At 40.7% G+C, this 17,244-nt stretch carries 18 protein-coding genes and 1 pseudogene; 11 read left to right on the top strand and 8 right to left on the bottom strand.

What is annotated here, in order from left to right; translation table 11 throughout:
• Positions 1 to 52 precede the first annotated feature (52 nt).
• Positions 53 to 1,618: a serine/threonine-protein kinase gene (locus H6G83_RS07275; protein ID WP_190469175.1), complete on the bottom strand. Its 1,566-nt coding sequence runs from the start codon at positions 1,616 to 1,618 to the stop codon at positions 53 to 55.
• 469 nt (positions 1,619 to 2,087) lie between these two features.
• On the opposite strand from H6G83_RS07275, the gene H6G83_RS07270 reads away from it, so the two are divergent.
• Together H6G83_RS07270 and H6G83_RS07265 are read left to right on the top strand one after the other, a co-directional pair.
• Positions 2,088 to 2,582, top strand: coding sequence for a hypothetical protein (locus H6G83_RS07270; protein ID WP_242044476.1), 495 nt, complete (start codon positions 2,088 to 2,090; stop codon positions 2,580 to 2,582).
• A gap of 440 nt (positions 2,583 to 3,022) precedes the next feature.
• A complete protein-coding gene (locus H6G83_RS07265) occupies positions 3,023 to 3,184 on the top strand; it encodes a metallothionein (RefSeq protein WP_190469172.1) in 162 nt (53 codons plus the stop codon).
• A 65-nt stretch (positions 3,185 to 3,249) separates the two neighbouring features.
• Here H6G83_RS07265 and hemL read toward each other — a convergent pair whose 3' ends face one another.
• Positions 3,250 to 4,548: a glutamate-1-semialdehyde 2,1-aminomutase gene (gene hemL / locus H6G83_RS07260; RefSeq protein ID WP_190469170.1), complete on the bottom strand. Its 1,299-nt coding sequence runs from the start codon at positions 4,546 to 4,548 to the stop codon at positions 3,250 to 3,252.
• Between the two features lie 109 nt (positions 4,549 to 4,657).
• On the opposite strand from hemL, the gene H6G83_RS07255 reads away from it, so the two are divergent.
• Complete coding sequence (locus tag H6G83_RS07255; RefSeq protein ID WP_190469167.1) at positions 4,658 to 4,852, top strand: ChaB family protein; 195 nt, start codon at positions 4,658 to 4,660, stop codon at positions 4,850 to 4,852.
• A gap of 83 nt (positions 4,853 to 4,935) precedes the next feature.
• The gene (hisIE, locus tag H6G83_RS07250) at positions 4,936 to 5,586 is read left to right on the top strand and encodes a bifunctional phosphoribosyl-AMP cyclohydrolase/phosphoribosyl-ATP diphosphatase HisIE (protein WP_190469164.1); all 651 of its coding nucleotides are present in this window, start codon (positions 4,936 to 4,938) and stop codon (positions 5,584 to 5,586) included.
• Between the two features lie 278 nt (positions 5,587 to 5,864).
• Here hisIE and H6G83_RS07245 read toward each other — a convergent pair whose 3' ends face one another.
• A complete protein-coding gene (locus H6G83_RS07245; RefSeq protein ID WP_190469160.1) occupies positions 5,865 to 6,155 on the bottom strand; it encodes a hypothetical protein in 291 nt (96 codons plus the stop codon).
• A gap of 94 nt (positions 6,156 to 6,249) precedes the next feature.
• Between H6G83_RS07245 and H6G83_RS07240 the strand changes: the two genes are divergently transcribed.
• Both H6G83_RS07240 and H6G83_RS36510 read left to right on the top strand, forming a co-directional pair.
• Complete coding sequence (locus tag H6G83_RS07240) at positions 6,250 to 6,447, top strand: DUF2811 domain-containing protein (RefSeq protein WP_067763520.1); 198 nt, start codon at positions 6,250 to 6,252, stop codon at positions 6,445 to 6,447.
• A gap of 276 nt (positions 6,448 to 6,723) precedes the next feature.
• A pseudogene (locus H6G83_RS36510) lies at positions 6,724 to 6,852 on the top strand (IS701 family transposase); the annotation flags it as partial.
• Between the two features lie 146 nt (positions 6,853 to 6,998).
• Here H6G83_RS36510 and H6G83_RS07235 read toward each other — a convergent pair.
• A complete protein-coding gene (locus H6G83_RS07235; protein WP_190469157.1) occupies positions 6,999 to 7,715 on the bottom strand; it encodes a response regulator transcription factor in 717 nt (238 codons plus the stop codon).
• A 678-nt stretch (positions 7,716 to 8,393) separates the two neighbouring features.
• Between H6G83_RS07235 and H6G83_RS07230 the strand changes: the two genes are divergently transcribed.
• A complete protein-coding gene (locus H6G83_RS07230) occupies positions 8,394 to 9,020 on the top strand; it encodes a CPP1-like family protein (RefSeq protein WP_190469155.1) in 627 nt (208 codons plus the stop codon).
• A gap of 137 nt (positions 9,021 to 9,157) precedes the next feature.
• On the opposite strand, the gene H6G83_RS07225 is transcribed toward H6G83_RS07230, so the two are convergent.
• A complete protein-coding gene (locus tag H6G83_RS07225) occupies positions 9,158 to 9,874 on the bottom strand; it encodes an HAD family hydrolase (RefSeq protein WP_190469152.1) in 717 nt (238 codons plus the stop codon).
• Positions 9,875 to 10,222: 348 nt separating this feature from the next.
• On the opposite strand from H6G83_RS07225, the gene H6G83_RS07220 reads away from it, so the two are divergent.
• Both H6G83_RS07220 and H6G83_RS07215 read left to right on the top strand, forming a co-directional pair.
• Positions 10,223 to 10,864 (top strand): hypothetical protein, encoded by a 642-nt coding sequence (locus H6G83_RS07220; RefSeq protein ID WP_190469149.1) that lies wholly within the window; start codon positions 10,223 to 10,225, stop codon positions 10,862 to 10,864.
• A gap of 10 nt (positions 10,865 to 10,874) precedes the next feature.
• A complete protein-coding gene (locus H6G83_RS07215; protein ID WP_190469146.1) occupies positions 10,875 to 11,669 on the top strand; it encodes a pentapeptide repeat-containing protein in 795 nt (264 codons plus the stop codon).
• Between the two features lie 104 nt (positions 11,670 to 11,773).
• Here the strand turns inward: H6G83_RS07215 and H6G83_RS07210 are convergent, their stop codons facing one another.
• A complete protein-coding gene (locus H6G83_RS07210; RefSeq protein ID WP_190469143.1) occupies positions 11,774 to 12,481 on the bottom strand; it encodes a cadmium resistance transporter in 708 nt (235 codons plus the stop codon).
• Positions 12,482 to 12,960: 479 nt separating this feature from the next.
• Here H6G83_RS07210 and H6G83_RS07205 point away from each other — a divergent pair, with 479 nt between their 5' ends.
• Entirely contained in the window at positions 12,961 to 13,623 is a 663-nt protein-coding gene (locus H6G83_RS07205; protein ID WP_190469140.1) for a cadmium resistance transporter, read from the top strand.
• A 12-nt stretch (positions 13,624 to 13,635) separates the two neighbouring features.
• Here the strand turns inward: H6G83_RS07205 and H6G83_RS07200 are convergent, their stop codons facing one another.
• Positions 13,636 to 14,430 carry a sulfite exporter TauE/SafE family protein gene (locus tag H6G83_RS07200; protein WP_190469137.1) on the bottom strand — a complete coding sequence of 265 codons (795 nt, stop codon included), beginning with the start codon at positions 14,428 to 14,430 and terminating at the stop codon, positions 13,636 to 13,638.
• Between the two features lie 631 nt (positions 14,431 to 15,061).
• Between H6G83_RS07200 and H6G83_RS07195 the strand changes: the two genes are divergently transcribed.
• The gene (locus H6G83_RS07195) at positions 15,062 to 15,499 is read left to right on the top strand and encodes a DUF6918 family protein (RefSeq protein WP_190469134.1); all 438 of its coding nucleotides are present in this window, start codon (positions 15,062 to 15,064) and stop codon (positions 15,497 to 15,499) included.
• Between the two features lie 426 nt (positions 15,500 to 15,925).
• Here H6G83_RS07195 and H6G83_RS07190 read toward each other — a convergent pair whose 3' ends face one another.
• A complete protein-coding gene (locus tag H6G83_RS07190) occupies positions 15,926 to 16,591 on the bottom strand; it encodes a hypothetical protein (RefSeq protein WP_190469131.1) in 666 nt (221 codons plus the stop codon).
• Positions 16,592 to 17,244: the final 653 nt, after the last annotated feature.

The raw sequence follows: 17,244 nt of genomic DNA, 5'->3' as shown, positions 1-17,244 counted from the left end.
TTTAAGTATTTGTAGAGTGGGCATTGTCCGCCCTAATAACCAAAATTGCAAATTACAACAAACCTCTTTTACCGTTAGGGCGTATTGTCATCCAATTGGTTTTAGCTAATGCTAATTGCTCATCAGTAATTTTTGCACCCGTGAGATTAGCACCACACAAATTAGCCCCCCGGAGATTGGCGTTACTGAGATAAGCATGACTGAGGTCTGCGCCGCGTAGGTCTGCTCCTTCCAAATCAGCCTGATGGAAATAAGCTCTACTTAAATTGGCATCCTTGAGATTAGCACGTGTCAAACTAGCTTTGCCAAAATCACTGTTATGGAGATTCGCTCCTTGGAGGTTAGTGTTTTGTAATTGAGCAGAATGAAAATTTGTTTCTGATAAGTCAGCACCTTGGAGATTAAGCAAGTTTAAATTGTGCAGAGCAAAATCTCGCCTCCCTTTAAGATAGGCTTTCATCAAAGTTTGACTATCTAATCTACGTATCACTTTAGATTGTTGAGGGGGTGAAGCATGACCATTACTATTACTATTTGGTAATGATGATTTTGCTGCTGCATCTTTAGCTCTTCTCGCGCGAATTGCTGCGGCTACTTGTGCTACCCCTAAACCAGTAGCCCCTACAGAGGGATGGCTATTGAACACCGCAGAAACTTCTGGACGGTTAATTGTTGGCTCTTTATCTGATTTAACTAACAGTCCTTGAGCTAAACTTTCTAAATATGGTTCAATCTCTAAGGCTTTTAACACATCTTTAGCTGTCTGGTAGCGGCTGCGTACTGATACTTCTAACATCTTCCGCAGCACACCAATTAAATGGTCACTTGCATGGACTAAGTGTTCCCACATAACTTCTCCAGTTGTGGGATTGTACTCTAAGTCTTTAGGAGTTTTTCCAGTAAGGAGATAAATACAAGTAACTCCTAATGCGTAGATGTCACTAGCGTAAACTGGTCGCATTGCCATTTGTTCTGGAGGTGCAAAACCAGGAGTACCAATTGCATAAGCTGTTAATGCTGTGTGTGCTGATTGGTTGATAACTTGGCTGACTTGGTTTTTAACTGCGCCAAAATCAATCAATACCATTCTGGAATCTTGAGAACGGCGAATTAAGTTAGCTGGCTTGATATCACGATGAATTACTTTATTTTCGTGGATATATTGCAGTAAGGGCAGAGTTTCGCTTAAAAACTGTTTGATACCAGCTTCGCTATAAGTACCGTTAAGTTTTACTTCCTGTTGGAGAGTAGAACCACTAATATATTCCTGAACTAAGTAAAATTGTTCTTTTTCCTCAAAAAAGTCTAGAAGTCTGGGTATTTGCGGATGATTACCGATTGTGCCTAGTGTTTTGGCTTCGCGCTCAAATAATTCTCGCGCCATCTGTAAAACTTGTGGTGATGTTCCTGAAGGACGTAGCTGTTTAATTACACAACTTGGTTCCCCTGGCAAAATTTGATCGTGGGCGAGAAAGGTTGCCCCGAAACCTCCTTGTCCCAGTAGTTTCATCACTCGATAGCGATCGCGCAACAGTAGCTGCGAGCCACAAGCCGCACACCTTTGGCTAAATGCTACATTTTCTGGATTGGGACAAATCGGATTTAAGCAGTAGCTCATGCACCGTTAACTCGCTGCTCGAATAAAGAATAAAAAAGCGTTGTACGCTGTTTCAATTATTGATATACAAATTCGACATCCACTAGGTAAGTTATGCTGGAACTCCTTTAAAGACTTGCTAAAGTTGCAACTGTATTACGTGGAGGTATTCTCATAATTGAATAACTTATTATACTAGGGCTTATTAGCAGTGTCGAGGTGAGATATCTGCAACTGTAATGTAGCTTTGCTTACGTAAGCGTACATGAGAATTTTTTCCAGATTTTAGAAAAAATTACAATCAACTCAATAAAATTACGTAGGTTGAATCAACCAGCAATGTGAAGGTTTTTTGATTACTCTTTTCAGGGGATAGGGGACAGGGAGAAGAAACAGCAAAGGCTTTCCCCCTTCCCCTCTTCTTCCCTTTTTTGAATATTGCGGCATAAATGGGTGTAACTGGCTATACTGAAAATTCCCAATTATAGCTATGAGAAAAATGGAGGTCAGTGTGTTTGATTTTGTGTTCCTGATAGCCTCTACTACACTGGCATCTTCTTTACAAACTAAATCACCTATCCCAACAACAGTTATGGTACAAAATACTCAAAAACCCACTCTCAGTTTGAATGTTAATCTCTTAGAAGTATACGAAACATTGACACCGCCGCCTGGCGCATCAAAAAACTATCCGGTTGGTCACGCTGTCGTCAGGTTAAAACTAGAAAATTCAACTCTCAATCATCTGCATATCAACGCGAAGAAAGTCGAAATTCAGCAAGCAGATAATCATAAAATTTTGATTTCTCAGGTAGTGCAACCCTTGAATTTAGCTGGATTACAGATTTTTGAGCAAGGTTTTTATTTGACTAATGCTCAAGGTTTTAGTGGTGCAAAAAAAGTCAAAGCTGTCTTCACCTATGAATTTAATGGCAAAACCTATAGTGCAGAGTCTCGCATATTAGATGTTGTTCCTAATCTTTAGGAAAGGGGAAGGGGTAAAGGGTAGGTTTTTAATAAAGTAACGTCTAATGTGAATAAAAATCTTGTAATTGGGTAGACATTTGTAGGGGCGGGTTCACCGGGATCATCGTTAATTGTTGATGATATTTGATTAACCCGCCCCTACCGAGTTTCATAAGCTCCAAGCATAGGCTATTTTTTGGATATAAAAGGTTTTTCTAATTCACATCAGACCTAAGTAATTAAGTGACGACTATAAGATTCACGCTCATTATCAGAGTTTCATCTACCCTATACCCCTACACCCTTACACCCTAAAACCAGTGTTTTTGGATCGAAGTGTAAAAAACCTCCCCTTGAAAGGAAAGGAGAAGGTGCTTAATATTAAGTTTTGTTAAGCAATACTTGAATATCTGTTCAGATATAGTAGTGTAATCACAAGCAAATACGGAGGAAACAATTATGACAACCGTCACTCAACTAAAATGCGCTTGTGAGACTTGCTTGTGTATCGTTTCTACAGACGATGCTATTAACAAAGATGGTAAATACTATTGCTCAGAAGGTTGTGCTGAAGGTCATCAAACCATCAAGGGTTGTCAGCATAAAGGTTGTGGCTGCTGAGAAGTGCTGAGTTATGAGGCTGAATGCTGAGTTATTATGTTTACTCAGCATTCAGTAATTAGTAATTAGAGACTAGATAGAACCTCGCGGGCGATCGCAATAGTTTGGTCAATATCTTCTTCGGTGTGAGCCAAAGATGTAAACCCAGCCTCGTATTGAGAAGGTGCTAAGTAAATACCACGCTCTAACATACCGCGATGGAAGCGTCCAAATTTAGCGGTGTCTGATTTTTTGGCATCTTCATAGTTATGCACCGGGCCGGAGGTGAAGAATAAGCCAAACATGGCGCTAAGATGACCACCACAAGCAGCATGACCAGTTTCTTGAGCCGCTTGCAGCAAACCATCTGCTAACTTCTTAGTAATCCGTTCCAGATATTCATAAGCACCCGGCTTTTGCAATAACTCCAGAGTTTTAATCCCGGCTGTCATTGCTAGGGGATTACCTGAAAGCGTTCCCGCTTGATATACAGGCCCCGCAGGCGCAATCAAGGACATGATTTCTCGACGACCGCCATAAGCGCCTACAGGCAAGCCACCACCAATAACTTTACCTAAAGTTGTCAAGTCAGGTGTAATGCCAAACTTTTCTTGTGCGCCACCATAAGCAATACGGAAACCAGTCATCACTTCATCGAACACGAGTAAAGCGCCATGCTCATGAGTTAGTTCGCGCAAGCCTTCCAAAAAGCCAGCATCAGGTGTAATAAAACCAGCATTACCCACAACTGGCTCTAGAATTACACCAGCGATTTGATCGCGGTTTTCCTCAAATAAAGCTTTGACGGCTTCCAGGTCATTGTATGGGGCTGTGAGCGTGCTGCTAGTTGCAGATTTTGGTACACCTGGGGAGTCGGGTAAACCTAGCGTAGCAACACCAGAGCCAGCTTTCACCAGGAACATATCAGCGTGTCCGTGGTAACAGCCTTCAAACTTGATGATCTTCTCTCGGTTAGTAAAAGCCCGCATCAGCCGCAACACAGCCATACAAGCTTCTGTTCCTGAGTTGACAAATCTTACCATTTCGATGCTAGGAACAGCAGCGATTACCATTTCCGCCAAAACATTTTCTAAATATGAAGGCGCACCGAAACTTGTACCTTTCTCTAAAGCTTCATGCAAAGCACTAATGACTTCTGGATGAGCATGACCACAAATAGCAGGCCCCCAAGTGCCAACATAGTCGATGTACTTGTTGCCATCTACATCCCAAATGTATGCGTCCTTAACACGGTCAAATACGATGGGTTGACCGCCTACAGATTTAAAAGCACGTACTGGGGAACTAACTCCACCTGGCATGAGGTTTTGAGCGGCGGCAAAGATTTCTTGTGATTTGGCGGTTTTAATAGTGGTATTTACCAAGGGTCTCTCCTATCAGTGGGCAAGTAAAAAAAGCTCTATCTGAGGATAGGGTCAAAAATTGTCTAGAACTTCTATCGTATAAAATAACCAGAACCAAAGAAATAACAATATGTTATACAAGTCGAACGAAGACTTGCCTTTAGAAGTCCGCACTCAATTATCACAGCCCCATCAAGACCTTTACAGAGCAGCTTTTAACTCGGCTATACATTGGTATGGTAACGTGTCCAAAGCCCACCATGTCGCCTTAAGTGCTGTGAGAATGCAATCGGCAATGGCCGGGACTGTTGTTTTACCAGTATGAGAAAAATCACAGAAAAATTCATGCCAGCTGCTCTCATTCCAATGGTATCGTGATACGAATCATTCTCATTCAATTTAGCTGGTATGTCTCTGATCGATTCACTCTCACCGCAAAATGTTATTCCCGTCGAAAAAATTCGCTACGATGAACGGGGTCTAGTGCCAGCGATTGTGCAAGATTATCTGGATGGCACTGTTTTAATGATGGCGTGGATGAATCGGGAGTCATTACAAAAGACTTTAGATACAGGCGAAACTTGGTTTTGGAGTCGTTCCCGACAAGAGTTGTGGCATAAAGGCGGGACTTCTGGACACACCCAAAAAGTGCAAAGTATTCGTTACGACTGTGATAGTGATGCACTGCTAATTAGTATAGAGCAAGTTGGAGATATTGCTTGTCATACTGGTGAACGCAGTTGTTTCCATCAAGTGGCAGAAAAAATCGTGCCACCGCCTGCGGATACTTTGTCTCAGGTATTTCAGGTAATTTGCGATCGCCGCGACAACCCTACAGAAAGTTCCTACACCTGCAAGTTACTAGCAGGCGGCGATAACAAGATTTTAAAGAAGATTGGCGAAGAATCGGCTGAGGTAGTCATGGCTTTTAAGGATGATGACAAAGAAGCGATCGCTGGTGAAGTAGCCGATTTGCTATATCATACTTTGGTCGCTTTAGCTCACCACCAAGTAGATGTGAAGGACGTTTATCGGAAGTTGCAGGAACGGAGGCGTTAGGGACTGGGATTGGGGGATGAGGGAGTAACCCACCCCTAACCCCTCCAGGGAGGGGAACAGGGGGATGAGGGAGAATTGACAGTTTTTCTCCCCCCACTCCACTCCCTCATCTTCGGTTGAGGAGTTGCAAGATTGTAATGGCGATCGCCAAAATCCCAATTTGCGGATGTATCGGAGATAACTAGGTTACTAACTGGGATGGCAGGGCAAGTTTCATCTGCTTAATTGTTATCAAAAGTTAATGTTTTTGTAATTCTTATTATTCGCTGAAATTTTCCTCACCGATTCCACAAGTTTTCCACAGGGATTTTCGCAGTTTTCCACAGGCTGTTTACGAGGTAATAGGCTGTTGCCCTGTTACTGGGGATTTCTGATTTAGGTGATGAGGGAGTAGTAGAGACTGAGTTTTTATTAACTAATGTAACAGAAATGGGCTTTAAACATTGATTATTACGTTCACATCTGTTTTTTATACCATCGTTTTTAACATTTCGCAGCATTGACAAACCCACCCCCTGATGTCGCACAATAATTCGACCTGGGTTTGTAGTTTGTTCAACGGTTGACATCAAAATTCCACAGGATGCCTGCCCGACTATTATCAGCAATTAGCTCACTACAAGCAATCTATACCCTTGACTGACCTCAAAGAAGGAAAATGTTATGAATTCGACAGTCAGTATTTTTACAGAAATACCTGAAACTCTCCACGAATCGCTGAAAAATTACTTAGAAACACATCCCGATTGGGATCAAAATCGCGTATTGACAGCAGCGCTATCATTATTTTTACTGCAAAACGGAGATAGCGATCGCCGTGCTGCCCGTGTGTACTTAGAAACTTTATTTCATCACTGCTAACTAAAAAAACTGTACCGATTTGCCATTCTCAAGTGCTGGTACGGTCTGTACTATTTCCACCTATCCCAAATATACGTAAGGTGGGCAATGCCCACCCTACAAAAACTACAAAAACTTATATTTTCTCAAACATTAAGTCTAATTATTGTTAGGACTTACGCAAATGTCATAATCAAACTAACTGTAGGGTGCGTCAGCCCCAATAATCTCGTACACATCAAAGGATTTTCCATATCTGACGCACCCTACCCCAAGTGTCAGTTGTGTAAGTCCTAACAACTAGAATTAATGCGCTCCGAAGAGTTAATTGAAAATTGGTATGAAATCCAAAGGAATCTATCTCTTCAAGTGGCGCGTGACTTTATTTTGGAACACTTAACACATAAGTTTAAATTGACTGTATAGTCTCAATTTTCTGTCAATGCGTAAGTTCTAACATTAAATAATTAGTCAAGGTTGAGATGCTAATTTTTGCACAACCTAGACTAGATACCCACAAGTTCAAAAGTTTGCTAAAAGGGTATAAAAATCTTACTTTTTTTAGCTCCTATTTAAGCATTGGCTTCTACCTGTGAGTGGGTGGGACATTCAAATTTATACCCAACTCCTCGCACAGTCTGAATTAATGCTGGTTGGCTAGCATCTATTTCAATTTTTTTGCGAATTTGACCAATATGTACATCTACAACTCGTTGGTCGCCAACGTATTCATAATCCCAAACTTCCTGAATTAGTTCGGCTCGTCGCCAGACTCGACCTGGATGGCTGGCTAAGAAATGTAACAGGTCAAATTCCAAAGCAGTTAAGGGTACGGGTTGGCTATTAAGTGTCACCTCACGCCGTACAGGATCAATCATCAGTTTTTCAAATGTTAAGCGTTTTTGTTCTGCGGGATTGATAACGCGCTGTCTTCTTAAAATTGCGCCAACTCTGACTTCTAATTCTCCCAGACCAAAGGGTTTGGTGAGATAATCATCAGCACCTTTAGCAAAGCCGCGAATCTTGTCAGCTTCATCAGCACGGCTAGTCAGCATCAGAACAAAAACACCATTACGGCTTTGCATTTCTTGGCAGAGGTTAAAACCAATGACATCTGGCAAGTTGACATCCAAAATTACCAAATCTGGGTTAAATTGCTCAAATAGAGACAAAGCTGTCTTACCATCTTCGGCAGCCTCTACCTGATAGTTTTGTTTGATCAAAAAGCGTTGGATTAAATTCCGAACCGCAGGGTCGTCATCAACTACAAGAATCTTGGCAGGAGCCATGACCATCTCTTTGCACAAAAATTATAAGATTAACAGCAGTATGGCGTAAAAACGCAGTCCCACTTGGGATTTTTCAAAAAAGTACACGCACTAGGAATAAATTCCCATTACGATCCACATAATAGTGTAATCACAATGTGGAATAACGACACCAGGAAGCCTGTAGTACTAATTCCTACATTTAGATGTAGGGATTGTAATTGCCGACTTGACGTTCCGTTATTTCCGGGATTTAGCCACGGTCGTTTTTTTACTAACGAGCGTATTTGTTTCTCAAGTTTAATCGAAATTTAAAACTTTTCAATTTTAAATCTTTACCTGAATTGAGGCTACCATCTAATTTAGTGCCTCAAAGAAGGAAAATTTCTTTATGGTACGGTAAATTGCCACATCTGGAAGATAAAAGTTATTTTTTTCATAAAATAGCTCTTAAGTATCCTTAGCTTAAACTCTAGAGTAGAGCTAGAATTGGTCAACGGCATGAGGGGATACACGGAGTTATAGCGATATGTTAAAGTTGCTATAGTTAAAATTTACGGCTTAATCTAACTAACCCGTGTTAATATCCTGGTAGGGCATAAAATACGGTCGATACATTTGTTGTCGATCAAAATAAAACCTAAAATTGTTTCCTTAGATTAAAGACTGCCCCCGACTAAGGCTGAAGTATAAACTCCCATGAGCGATCAAAGTCCCTACGAAAAACTTGGGGTATCGGAAGATGCTAGCTTTGATGAAATTCAAGACGCTCGCAATCGTCTATTTGAGAAATACAGTGGCGATAGCAAGAGTATAGAAATCATCGAAGCTGCTTACGATGCAATTTTAATGGATCGTTTAAGGATGCGCCAAGAAGGTAAAATCAAAGTCCCTGAACGTATCCGCTTTCCAGAACTGAGAGTGCAATCACCTCCTAAAGAAAACCTAAAGCCCCGCGAGCAGTCGCCTGCATGGCTGCAAAAAATTCTCGATCAGCCTTCAGGGACAGATGTGCTTTGGCCAGGGGCTTGGTTTTTAGGTTTGAGCGCTATTAGCGTTTTTTACCCAGCCGCAGGCGATCAAGTTTTGCAGTTGACGTTGGTATCTGGTGTAATAGTTAGTATTTTCTTTCTTAACCGTAAAGAAGGCCGATTTGGTCGAGCAGTTTTGTTTACTCTGGTAGGCCTGATTTTAGGCTTAATTAGCGGTGGACTAATTGCCAGCTTGCTCTTACCACAAATACCCGTTCTTACAATCACCGCAAATCAGTTCTCGACGGTATTAACTTTTATATTATTGTGGTTGGTTAGCAGTTTTTTACGTTAAGTCGATTCCGACTTCCAGGCAAACCGCCCAAATATGACAATATATAACCCCTACCTGCGAAGGAAGGGGTTTTTAATTTAGTTATTGGTCATTAGTCAACTGATAACTGATAACTGATAACTGATAACTGTCAACAGCTATCTCATAGCAACAGCCGATACAGGTACAGATGTTTTCGCTTCTAGGATGATTTCTACGGCTGCACTCAAGTTTGGCACGATTAGATCAGGTTGGTACAGTTTTAATTGAGTGCGATCGCGTATTCCAGATTCTACTGCAATCACCTTAATACCATGCTTTTTCGCCGCCGTAATGTCGGCTTCGGTGTCTCCTACCATCCAAGTATCGGCGGCGGGTGGTAATTCAGCCAATGCTTTCTTCATTAACAGAGGCTTGTCGTCAATATCGCGGGTTTTTACGTAGTCGTTGCTGAGACAATAACAGCGATTTTCTGGGAAAAATTTCCCTAAATCATACCTCTGAAAAGCATAGTCTAGTTCCCACACCCGGCGCATCGTCATCACGGCTAAATCAACACCGGCTTGTTGAACCTTAGCCAACACATCTAAAGCGCCTGGGATGGGTCTGTCATATTGAAAGTAAGGTTCTGTATGTACTGTTTTACGGCGCAATTGGGAGAATTCTTGTGCTTGTGCTTCATCCAAACCAGAACGCAGGGCGATGTCTCTTTCGGGAAGGTGCGATCGCTTCATTTGCCAAAATTCTGCTTTGGATAGTTGCCGTACTGGCTGGCCTGGACGTTGAGTTTTCTCTAAACAGAATAGGTACACACGGTAGTACCTTTCTGAAACATCCATAATCGGCCCGTCGAAGTCAGTAATCAGTCTCAGCATCGCGCAACTAAATGTTAAATATTATTAATATTATTGTAACTGTTGTGATGAATCGAAATCTAAATACAAAGTAATAAAAGTGATAAGTAATTAATAATTAACTATTAAGAAAATCCTATATCCACTACTTACGCACTGAGGTTGTCTGTTGAGGCTGGGTGTAGGGGTGTTAAAAATCTTTATCGCCCTTTCAAAACAGCCTCAACGAAACAAATTTCACAACCAATCATATAAAACGGCTTTTCCCCAATCCCCAGCCCCTAACTTTAAATGGTAGTTTTAAGTTACATTTATATATTGCGTATATTGCGAAATATTACTTTACCCTCATGACTGGAGAGCATTACCTTGGGAATAGAACTACGCAGTTTCGTATTTCTCGACAGCCTGCAACCACAACACGCAGCTTATATAGGAACAGTAGCCCAAGGTTTCTTGCCATTACCGGGAGATACATCATTGTGGATTGAAATTTCTCCCGGTATCGAGATTAATAAAATTACTGACATAGCCCTCAAAGCCGCCTCTGTTCGCCCTGGAGTGCAAGTAGTTGAGAGGTTATACGGTCTATTGGAAGTACATTCAGGCTCTCAAGGCGAAACGCGGGCTGCTGGTCAAGCAATTTTGGCGGCGCTAGGAGTGAAACGAGAGGAGTGTCTCAAACCGCGCGTTGTTTCTAGCCAAATTATCCGCAATATAGATGCTTACCAAACCCAACTAATCAATCGGACGCGACGGGGACAGCTATTACTAGCTGGGCAAACTTTATACGTGTTAGAAGTTGAACCTGCTGCTTATGCAGCCCTAGCAGCCAATGAAGCCGAGAAAGCAGCCTCAATCAACATTTTGGAAGTTCAGGCTGTAGGTAGCTTCGGCAGATTGTACTTAGGTGGGCAAGAAAGGGATATTCTCGCGGGTGCGGCGGGAGCGCGGACAGCTATAGAAAGCGTAGCCGGACGAAGTAATTCCCCGTTTGGTCGCCAGGAATAAAGGAGAGACAATGGCAAATTTAGAGCATCTAGCTTTGTTACAAGCAGGTGCAGTGAGATGGACTGAGTGGAGACAAAAAAATCCGCAACTTGAACCAGACCTCAGCACCGCCAACTTACAGGAGAATAATCTTAGAGGCGCGAACCTCCAAGGGGCTAATCTCAGCCGAGTAGATTTAAGTCATGCTTTGCTTGTACGCGCTAACCTTAGTAGTGCTGAACTCAGTAGTGCTAACTTACATCAAGCTAAACTCAGCGAGGCTAATCTGAGTGCAGCTAACTTCAGCGTCGCTAACTTGAGCCAAGCCGTACTCACGCAAGCAGATTTAAGCCACACTAATCTTATAGGTTCTGATTTGAGTGGGGCAAAACTCAGAGGTGCTATTTTGACAGAGGCTAATTTGATTGGTACTGACTTAAGCGGTGCTGATTTGAGAGATGCTGATTTAGGTGCAGCAAAACTAATTCGTTCTCACCTCTGTTTTGCCAACCTCATCGCCGCACATCTCATTGCGGCTGATTTGAGTGAGGCGAATTTATATCAAGCAGAAGTGATGGAGGCTTACCTCTACAAAGCCAACTTGTACAAAGCTAATTTGCACAAAGCGCATTTAGGTAGTGCGTACCTATTTCGAGCTAACTTAACTGAAGCCGACTTGAGAGGCGCTGATTTATCATGGGCTAACCTCACCAATGCTAACTTAGGCGGGGCTAATCTTAATGGCGCTAATCTTAGAGGTGCGAATTTGAATGGTGCAAACCTCAATGGGGCTAATCTTCAAGATGCAATTATGCCTAATTTGTAGGTGGGGAGTGGGGTAGGTGAATTTGATAAGTTTGTAGTCAGCATTTTAGTGCTTAGAGTGATCAGGACTAAAGTCCTTACTACGAACCCATTCATAAATTTTGGCTATTTATTTGATTTCTCCTCAACCTCGTTGCTAAATTCGCTCTTTTTGAGAAAAACCGCTAAACACAAATAAGTACCCATCAATTTAATCAGGCTCAAAGCTTGACTTTTTAAAATAATATAAGTCCCTAATCCTATTAAGATGAAGGGGATAATTTGGCTACCATAGCGAGTTAAGATATTAGCTATTGTTCTTTGATAAGTTAATTTATAAGCTACATAACACCAAATACCTAAAAGGATAAAAAATGAATTAATAATTACAAAAAAACTGATTACATTACTATTGGCAAATAATGGCAAATATACACTGACGTTATCACTGCCGTTAGCAACAGTTATAGCTGCTACACCATAAGCTTGAGGGGTAAGCAGTTCGGCAAATGTTGCGGGTTTGGATGTGGTGATATCTGGTTGCAATTCCTCTGTTGTTACTTCTCGATTTACTAAAGTGCTAATACCTATGATAATGGGTAATAAACCTAGTAATCCAATCCAACGTGGCGGTAAAATTATGCCTCCAAAAAAACCCGGCAGGCTAAGAAGTATCAATGCTGTAAAACCTAAATACTGACCAGCTACTATTTGCCAAGGGCGAAAGTTAGCATTTACTTGAGAAAAAAACAGCAATAGAATCAGAATATCATCAATATTTGTGGCAATGAACGCAACTATTCCTGTACTAAATGCAGTGAATAATTCATTCATTTCTATTTATCCTAATTTAATGAGAAACTTTTTATAAACTAAACCTTAAGCTGGGTGTGTTATGCTTTTAGCCTCAACACCGCCACTTATTATGGTCTGTTAGGCGCTCTAATATTGCATTATCCCACAATCAAACATCTTATTCATCTGCGTTTATCTGCGTCCATCTGCGTTCAATTTTTTCCAAATCTATTACAGTATTTTAGCCTTGCCGCACCACTACTAGCTTGTCTAGACTAAAATTTTGCATTGGTTAACCACAAAGGCACGGAGACACAGAGGTTAGAGAGGAAACTTATTGCACTATTTTATCCATGCCACGTCACTACAATTTAAGGTTTATTAAGCGAAAAATGCTGTAGGAGTATTACAGTTGCCTTCTGCTTAATTTGGTAATCTTGAATTAAGACGAATCAGCGTTCTGTTTATTGTTCGGCAAGCTGAATGCTACCGCCTTTTTGCAATTTCTGATAATGCACATGAATCAGTTAGTAACGGCTTTTACTGAAAGTTTGGTTGCTTTCGCAGCCACAAATATTGATGACATTATTATTCTACTGTTACTATTCTCACAAGTGGATGTTAATTTTCGTCGTCGCCATATTTGGCTAGGTCAGTTTTTTGGTTTCACCATCATCATTTTAGCCAGTTTACCGGGATTTTTTGGTGGCTTATTTATACAACGAGAAATAATAGGATTGCTAGGAATATTACCGATAATTATCGGTATCAAACAATTATTTACATCAGCAGAAGAGAGTACACAAATACAAGCAGTAACTACTGAGTTTAAAGAATCTGCTCCGACGAATCCTATATTATCCTTTATCTTCAGTATTTTACATCCTCATACTTATAAAGTGGCGGCAGTGACTGTTGCTAATGGTGGCGACAATATTAGCATTTATATTCCTTTATTTGCTGGTCAAAGCCTTGTGAGATTGGTTGTAATATTAGGGGTGTTTTTTTTCATGGTAGCGGTCTGGTGCGCTATTTCTGACCTGTTGAGCCGTCAAGCTCCTATTGCTTATATTTTCAGCCTGCATGGGAAAAATATTATCCCCTTTATATTGATTGGTTTAGGTTTATTTATCATGTATGAAAGGGGTACATTCAGCTTGCTGCTCAATCTGAAGCTTTGAGCAATATTGGATTTAAACTTGATAAACTAGCTTCCAACTTACCATCATTAAGATTGCATAAACGATAAATCTTAAGGGGCGTTGTGGTGTAATTTGGCATATCTTTGCACCTAGTAATACCCCTGGAACAGAACCTAGCCATATGGGCAATACTAGACCCCAGTTAACTGTTCCTAAACTAAGATGCCCTAGAGATGTAAATAACAAGAGAATTGCTGCTTGGGAAATGTCTGTACCTACTAGTTTACGAGCATCTAGACGGAAAAAGCCAATTAGCACTAAGGCAAATACTGAACCTGATGAGACGCTAGTTAAACCAACTACGCATCCTAAAACTGCTCCCACTGTTACTGTAAGAATACGACCCCAATTCGTTGTTAAATCGAACTTTGGTAGTTCGGGTAAACTAAATTTAGGGAAGAAAGTCATTAGTAACAATTGTACTAAGGCTAACAGTGTAATTAACAGAATTGTTACGCCAAGTAAGCGGAGCAGAAGACTATCTAAATTATGCTCACCAGTGCGTTTAATTAGGTGCAGAATTGCCACACCAAACAGTGAACCGGGAACGCTTCCTAATGCCAGCCATTTTACTACTTCTTTGTCTAGGGTTTGCTGTTGGCAATGCTTGACGCTACCTACTACTTTCATGAGGGTAGCGGCTACAACGTCGGAACTGACTGCAACTGAAGGCGGTACTTGGAAGATGAAAATCAACATTGGGGTAATTAAAGAGGCTCCGCCAACACCTGTTAACCCCACGATAATACCAACTAAGAAGCTTAAAAGCGGTAGCAACAAATCCATACTCCTATTCCACAAACAGGGTTTCAAATACGATCAGGTCAAGACGGTAGTCGGTTTAAGCCATACTAGGAACACAAGACATTGAATAAACTCCGGCTTGATGGTAGACAAAAGCTTCTGGTGGCAATTCTGGGAATGCAAACAAATCAATTAAGAGATTGTCAAGGACTTTATAGGTGTAAATCCCGGTAATCAGCCTTTAGTAACTGTTCTGTCAGGCTTTTTTCTGTTAAGCTCATTTTTTGGATGAATTATTGCAGCTTTACATAAAATTACGGTAATCTCATCAATTTACCGTATTTTACCCATAATTGGGATCAAACGTCTAGAGTATTTTTTGGCGATCGCAATTTGTGGGGCTGGGGAGACTTTGCGGTTTGTATTTAGTGCTGGGGCTGGCTGAGTGCGATCGCGACAATATAAAAGCAGTCTGATTTTTTGGTGGTATACAAAGACAGTAAATTGTCTGCGATCGCTTTGAAAAACTAAGGCTGGAGATAGTTGACAGTTGACAGTTGACTAATAACTAATGACTAATGACAACAATCTGATAGTATTTTGTGTAATTTCCTGCTGACCAGGAAAAATTATTGAATGGAAATCAAGTACATTGATATCGAAGAGGAGTGACATGGGACTTAGTAATGGACTCTCGAACCCAGCGAAAAAGGCTTTGGTTGTGGATGATTGTTGTCGCATGATAGATGCACAACTCGCTTCTAAGTCAGGTTTGAGTGGTATGGCTTTGAAAACTGCTTTCGCCGCCTTAAAGGGAATTAAGCCTGGATATATACCCAGTGTAGTAGAACAACTCCTACCACAGTGCTTTGATGCGCTTGATCCTATATGGAGTGAAGGTGTGCAGCAAGGTGATCCAGTTGGACATTTAGTTGAAAATCGTTCTCGTACAGCTGACGCACTACTCAGCATTACTGATGCTAGAGTTCAGCAATCAACACGCCAGCTGGTGCGGAAAACTTATGATAAATTCCGTGGTTCAGCCAAACAACACGTAGAAGAAGCTGTACCAGATTTTGCTAAGGTTATTGAAAGATACGCTAAGGATTAAATAATAAGAACTTAGGGATTAGGAATTTAGGGTTGTCCGCTTGTGGACTGGTAAGTGCTGACACTGCCAGAATGAAGCATGAAGAAAATGTGAAGCTTCGCTATACTTCGTGAGAGCAATTGGAGCGCATTTTTGACTCGGACTATTCTTTGATTGGGAAGGTAGTAAAAACCTGAAGATAAAAGTTCAAGCTTTTGGTTGAAGACTCATTCCTATTTCAAAACCTAGCAGATGTGTTTATTAAGATTAAAAAGAATTGACAATCTACGTTTTATTAACGTGGATTGTCAAAACAACTATTCGTTAAGCAATGACCAGAATATCATTTGATATAATAGTCAGTAGACCAAAAAATCTTTCAGAACCCTTAGCAACCGTTAATTTGAGTTGATAAAATTAAAAGGGTAAGGAAGGTAAAAATGTATTTTAGTTTATAGTTGCAGTTACAGAGTTAGCGATCGCAGTTTTTGCCGCTAGGTTCTTTTTAGCCTTTCTCATTGCACCGAGGGCTAATAGTCCGCCTAATGCAGGAATTGTTGCGCCACCAGGGATATCGAAGGGTACAGCAGTACTTACAGGTACAAATGTAACTTGTGCAGGGTTGTTATTTATGACGGAAGGTGAGGCTAGTGTCCCACCACTGGCAATATTGAATGAATCGTTACTGCTTGAAGCAGCAAATAAATTTCGTGGAAAAGTAGAATCACCGAGGCGAAAACGAAATGCAAGATAGTTACCATTAAAAGATTGAGTATTAGATGTTACCAAAAGATCCGTCCCAGTTACTGAAGTTGAATTATAAGTAAATGAATTTACTTGGACTGAATAATTGGAATTACCAATAAGTTGTAAACCGTTAAAAATACTCAACGCTCCAGGTGCATTAGTAATTGTGAGAGAACTAGCCGCAGCAGTGGCTGTACTTATAGTATCTGGAAGTACGAGTGTTCCGGTGACTGTTCCTGATTCAGAACCAATATTATTAGGCAATGAAAAGCTAAAAGTCAGAGCATGAGCTGGAGATGTGCTGGCAAGGATACTGAATGCTGCTATGGCAGCTCCAACTAATGCAGAATTACGCGCAAGCTTCATAGAAACCAATTCCTGTAAAAATCAATTAATCCAAACAATAAGTAACATTGCAACTATTCAAATGAAATCTTATGTACAATCAATCCTGAATATATTGATTGTATAAATAAGACTTTAGTTACACGATTACCTATCATAATTACCTATCACCCATATCTGTCAATAGATAGATGATAAATTTTACTTTATTTATTTGCGTATGTAAAAATACTAAAGAAAATTTCTGATTTCAATATAAAAATCAAATCATCAAGTATTTACACTTAAAGCTATTCTTGATTCTTATTGAGCATTAAGTATTGATACTGAAAATTGTAATCAATTCCAGTTGGTTAGCTAGATTGTCATCAAAAAGAATCTACATTTTAATTGACATATAGCGGTTCTGTGTCTAGTGAAGTACAATTTTGACCTCTCTCCAAACCTCTCTCCTAAAAGGAGAGAGGCTTTGAATTGTTCCCCCTTCCCGCTTCGGGAAGGGGGTTAGGGGGTTAGGTCTATTTGCATACCTGTACCTCACTAGATTGATAATGGCTATAACCCTCTTCTGTCACTTTCCGAGTATTCTGAATAAAAGGATGAAAAGAAAAAACTCTGGAAGGTAAGCAGGGCAATGGATGTAGAATTACAAATCCTCAAACATTTGGCAAGAG

Source organism: Anabaena azotica FACHB-119 (assembly GCF_014697625.1).
In the GTDB taxonomy this organism is placed as follows: Bacteria; Cyanobacteriota; Cyanobacteriia; order Cyanobacteriales; family Nostocaceae; genus Trichormus; species Trichormus azoticus_A.
The sequence above is the reverse complement of the archived record's forward strand: the minus strand, read 5'-3'. Positions and strand labels throughout refer to the sequence as shown.

Bases quoted from the DNA above. Each gene is read 5' to 3' on its own strand.
- H6G83_RS07275 (WP_190469175.1), bottom strand. From the start codon at position 1,618: ATGAGCTACTGCTTAAATCCGATTTGTCCCAATCCAGAAAATGTAGCA.
- H6G83_RS07270 (WP_242044476.1), top strand. From the start codon at position 2,088: ATGAGAAAAATGGAGGTCAGTGTGTTTGATTTTGTGTTCCTGATAGCC.
- H6G83_RS07265 (WP_190469172.1), top strand. From the start codon at position 3,023: ATGACAACCGTCACTCAACTAAAATGCGCTTGTGAGACTTGCTTGTGT.
- H6G83_RS07255 (WP_190469167.1), top strand. From the start codon at position 4,658: ATGTTATACAAGTCGAACGAAGACTTGCCTTTAGAAGTCCGCACTCAA.
- hisIE (WP_190469164.1), top strand. From the start codon at position 4,936: ATGTCTCTGATCGATTCACTCTCACCGCAAAATGTTATTCCCGTCGAA.
- H6G83_RS07245 (WP_190469160.1), bottom strand. From the start codon at position 6,155: ATGTCAACCGTTGAACAAACTACAAACCCAGGTCGAATTATTGTGCGA.
- H6G83_RS07240 (WP_067763520.1), top strand. From the start codon at position 6,250: ATGAATTCGACAGTCAGTATTTTTACAGAAATACCTGAAACTCTCCAC.
- H6G83_RS07235 (WP_190469157.1), bottom strand. From the start codon at position 7,715: ATGGCTCCTGCCAAGATTCTTGTAGTTGATGACGACCCTGCGGTTCGG.
- H6G83_RS07230 (WP_190469155.1), top strand. From the start codon at position 8,394: ATGAGCGATCAAAGTCCCTACGAAAAACTTGGGGTATCGGAAGATGCT.
- H6G83_RS07225 (WP_190469152.1), bottom strand. From the start codon at position 9,874: ATGCTGAGACTGATTACTGACTTCGACGGGCCGATTATGGATGTTTCA.
- H6G83_RS07215 (WP_190469146.1), top strand. From the start codon at position 10,875: ATGGCAAATTTAGAGCATCTAGCTTTGTTACAAGCAGGTGCAGTGAGA.
- H6G83_RS07210 (WP_190469143.1), bottom strand. From the start codon at position 12,481: ATGAATGAATTATTCACTGCATTTAGTACAGGAATAGTTGCGTTCATT.
- H6G83_RS07205 (WP_190469140.1), top strand. From the start codon at position 12,961: ATGAATCAGTTAGTAACGGCTTTTACTGAAAGTTTGGTTGCTTTCGCA.
- H6G83_RS07200 (WP_190469137.1), bottom strand. From the start codon at position 14,430: ATGGATTTGTTGCTACCGCTTTTAAGCTTCTTAGTTGGTATTATCGTG.
- H6G83_RS07195 (WP_190469134.1), top strand. From the start codon at position 15,062: ATGGGACTTAGTAATGGACTCTCGAACCCAGCGAAAAAGGCTTTGGTT.
- H6G83_RS07190 (WP_190469131.1), bottom strand. From the start codon at position 16,591: ATGAAGCTTGCGCGTAATTCTGCATTAGTTGGAGCTGCCATAGCAGCA.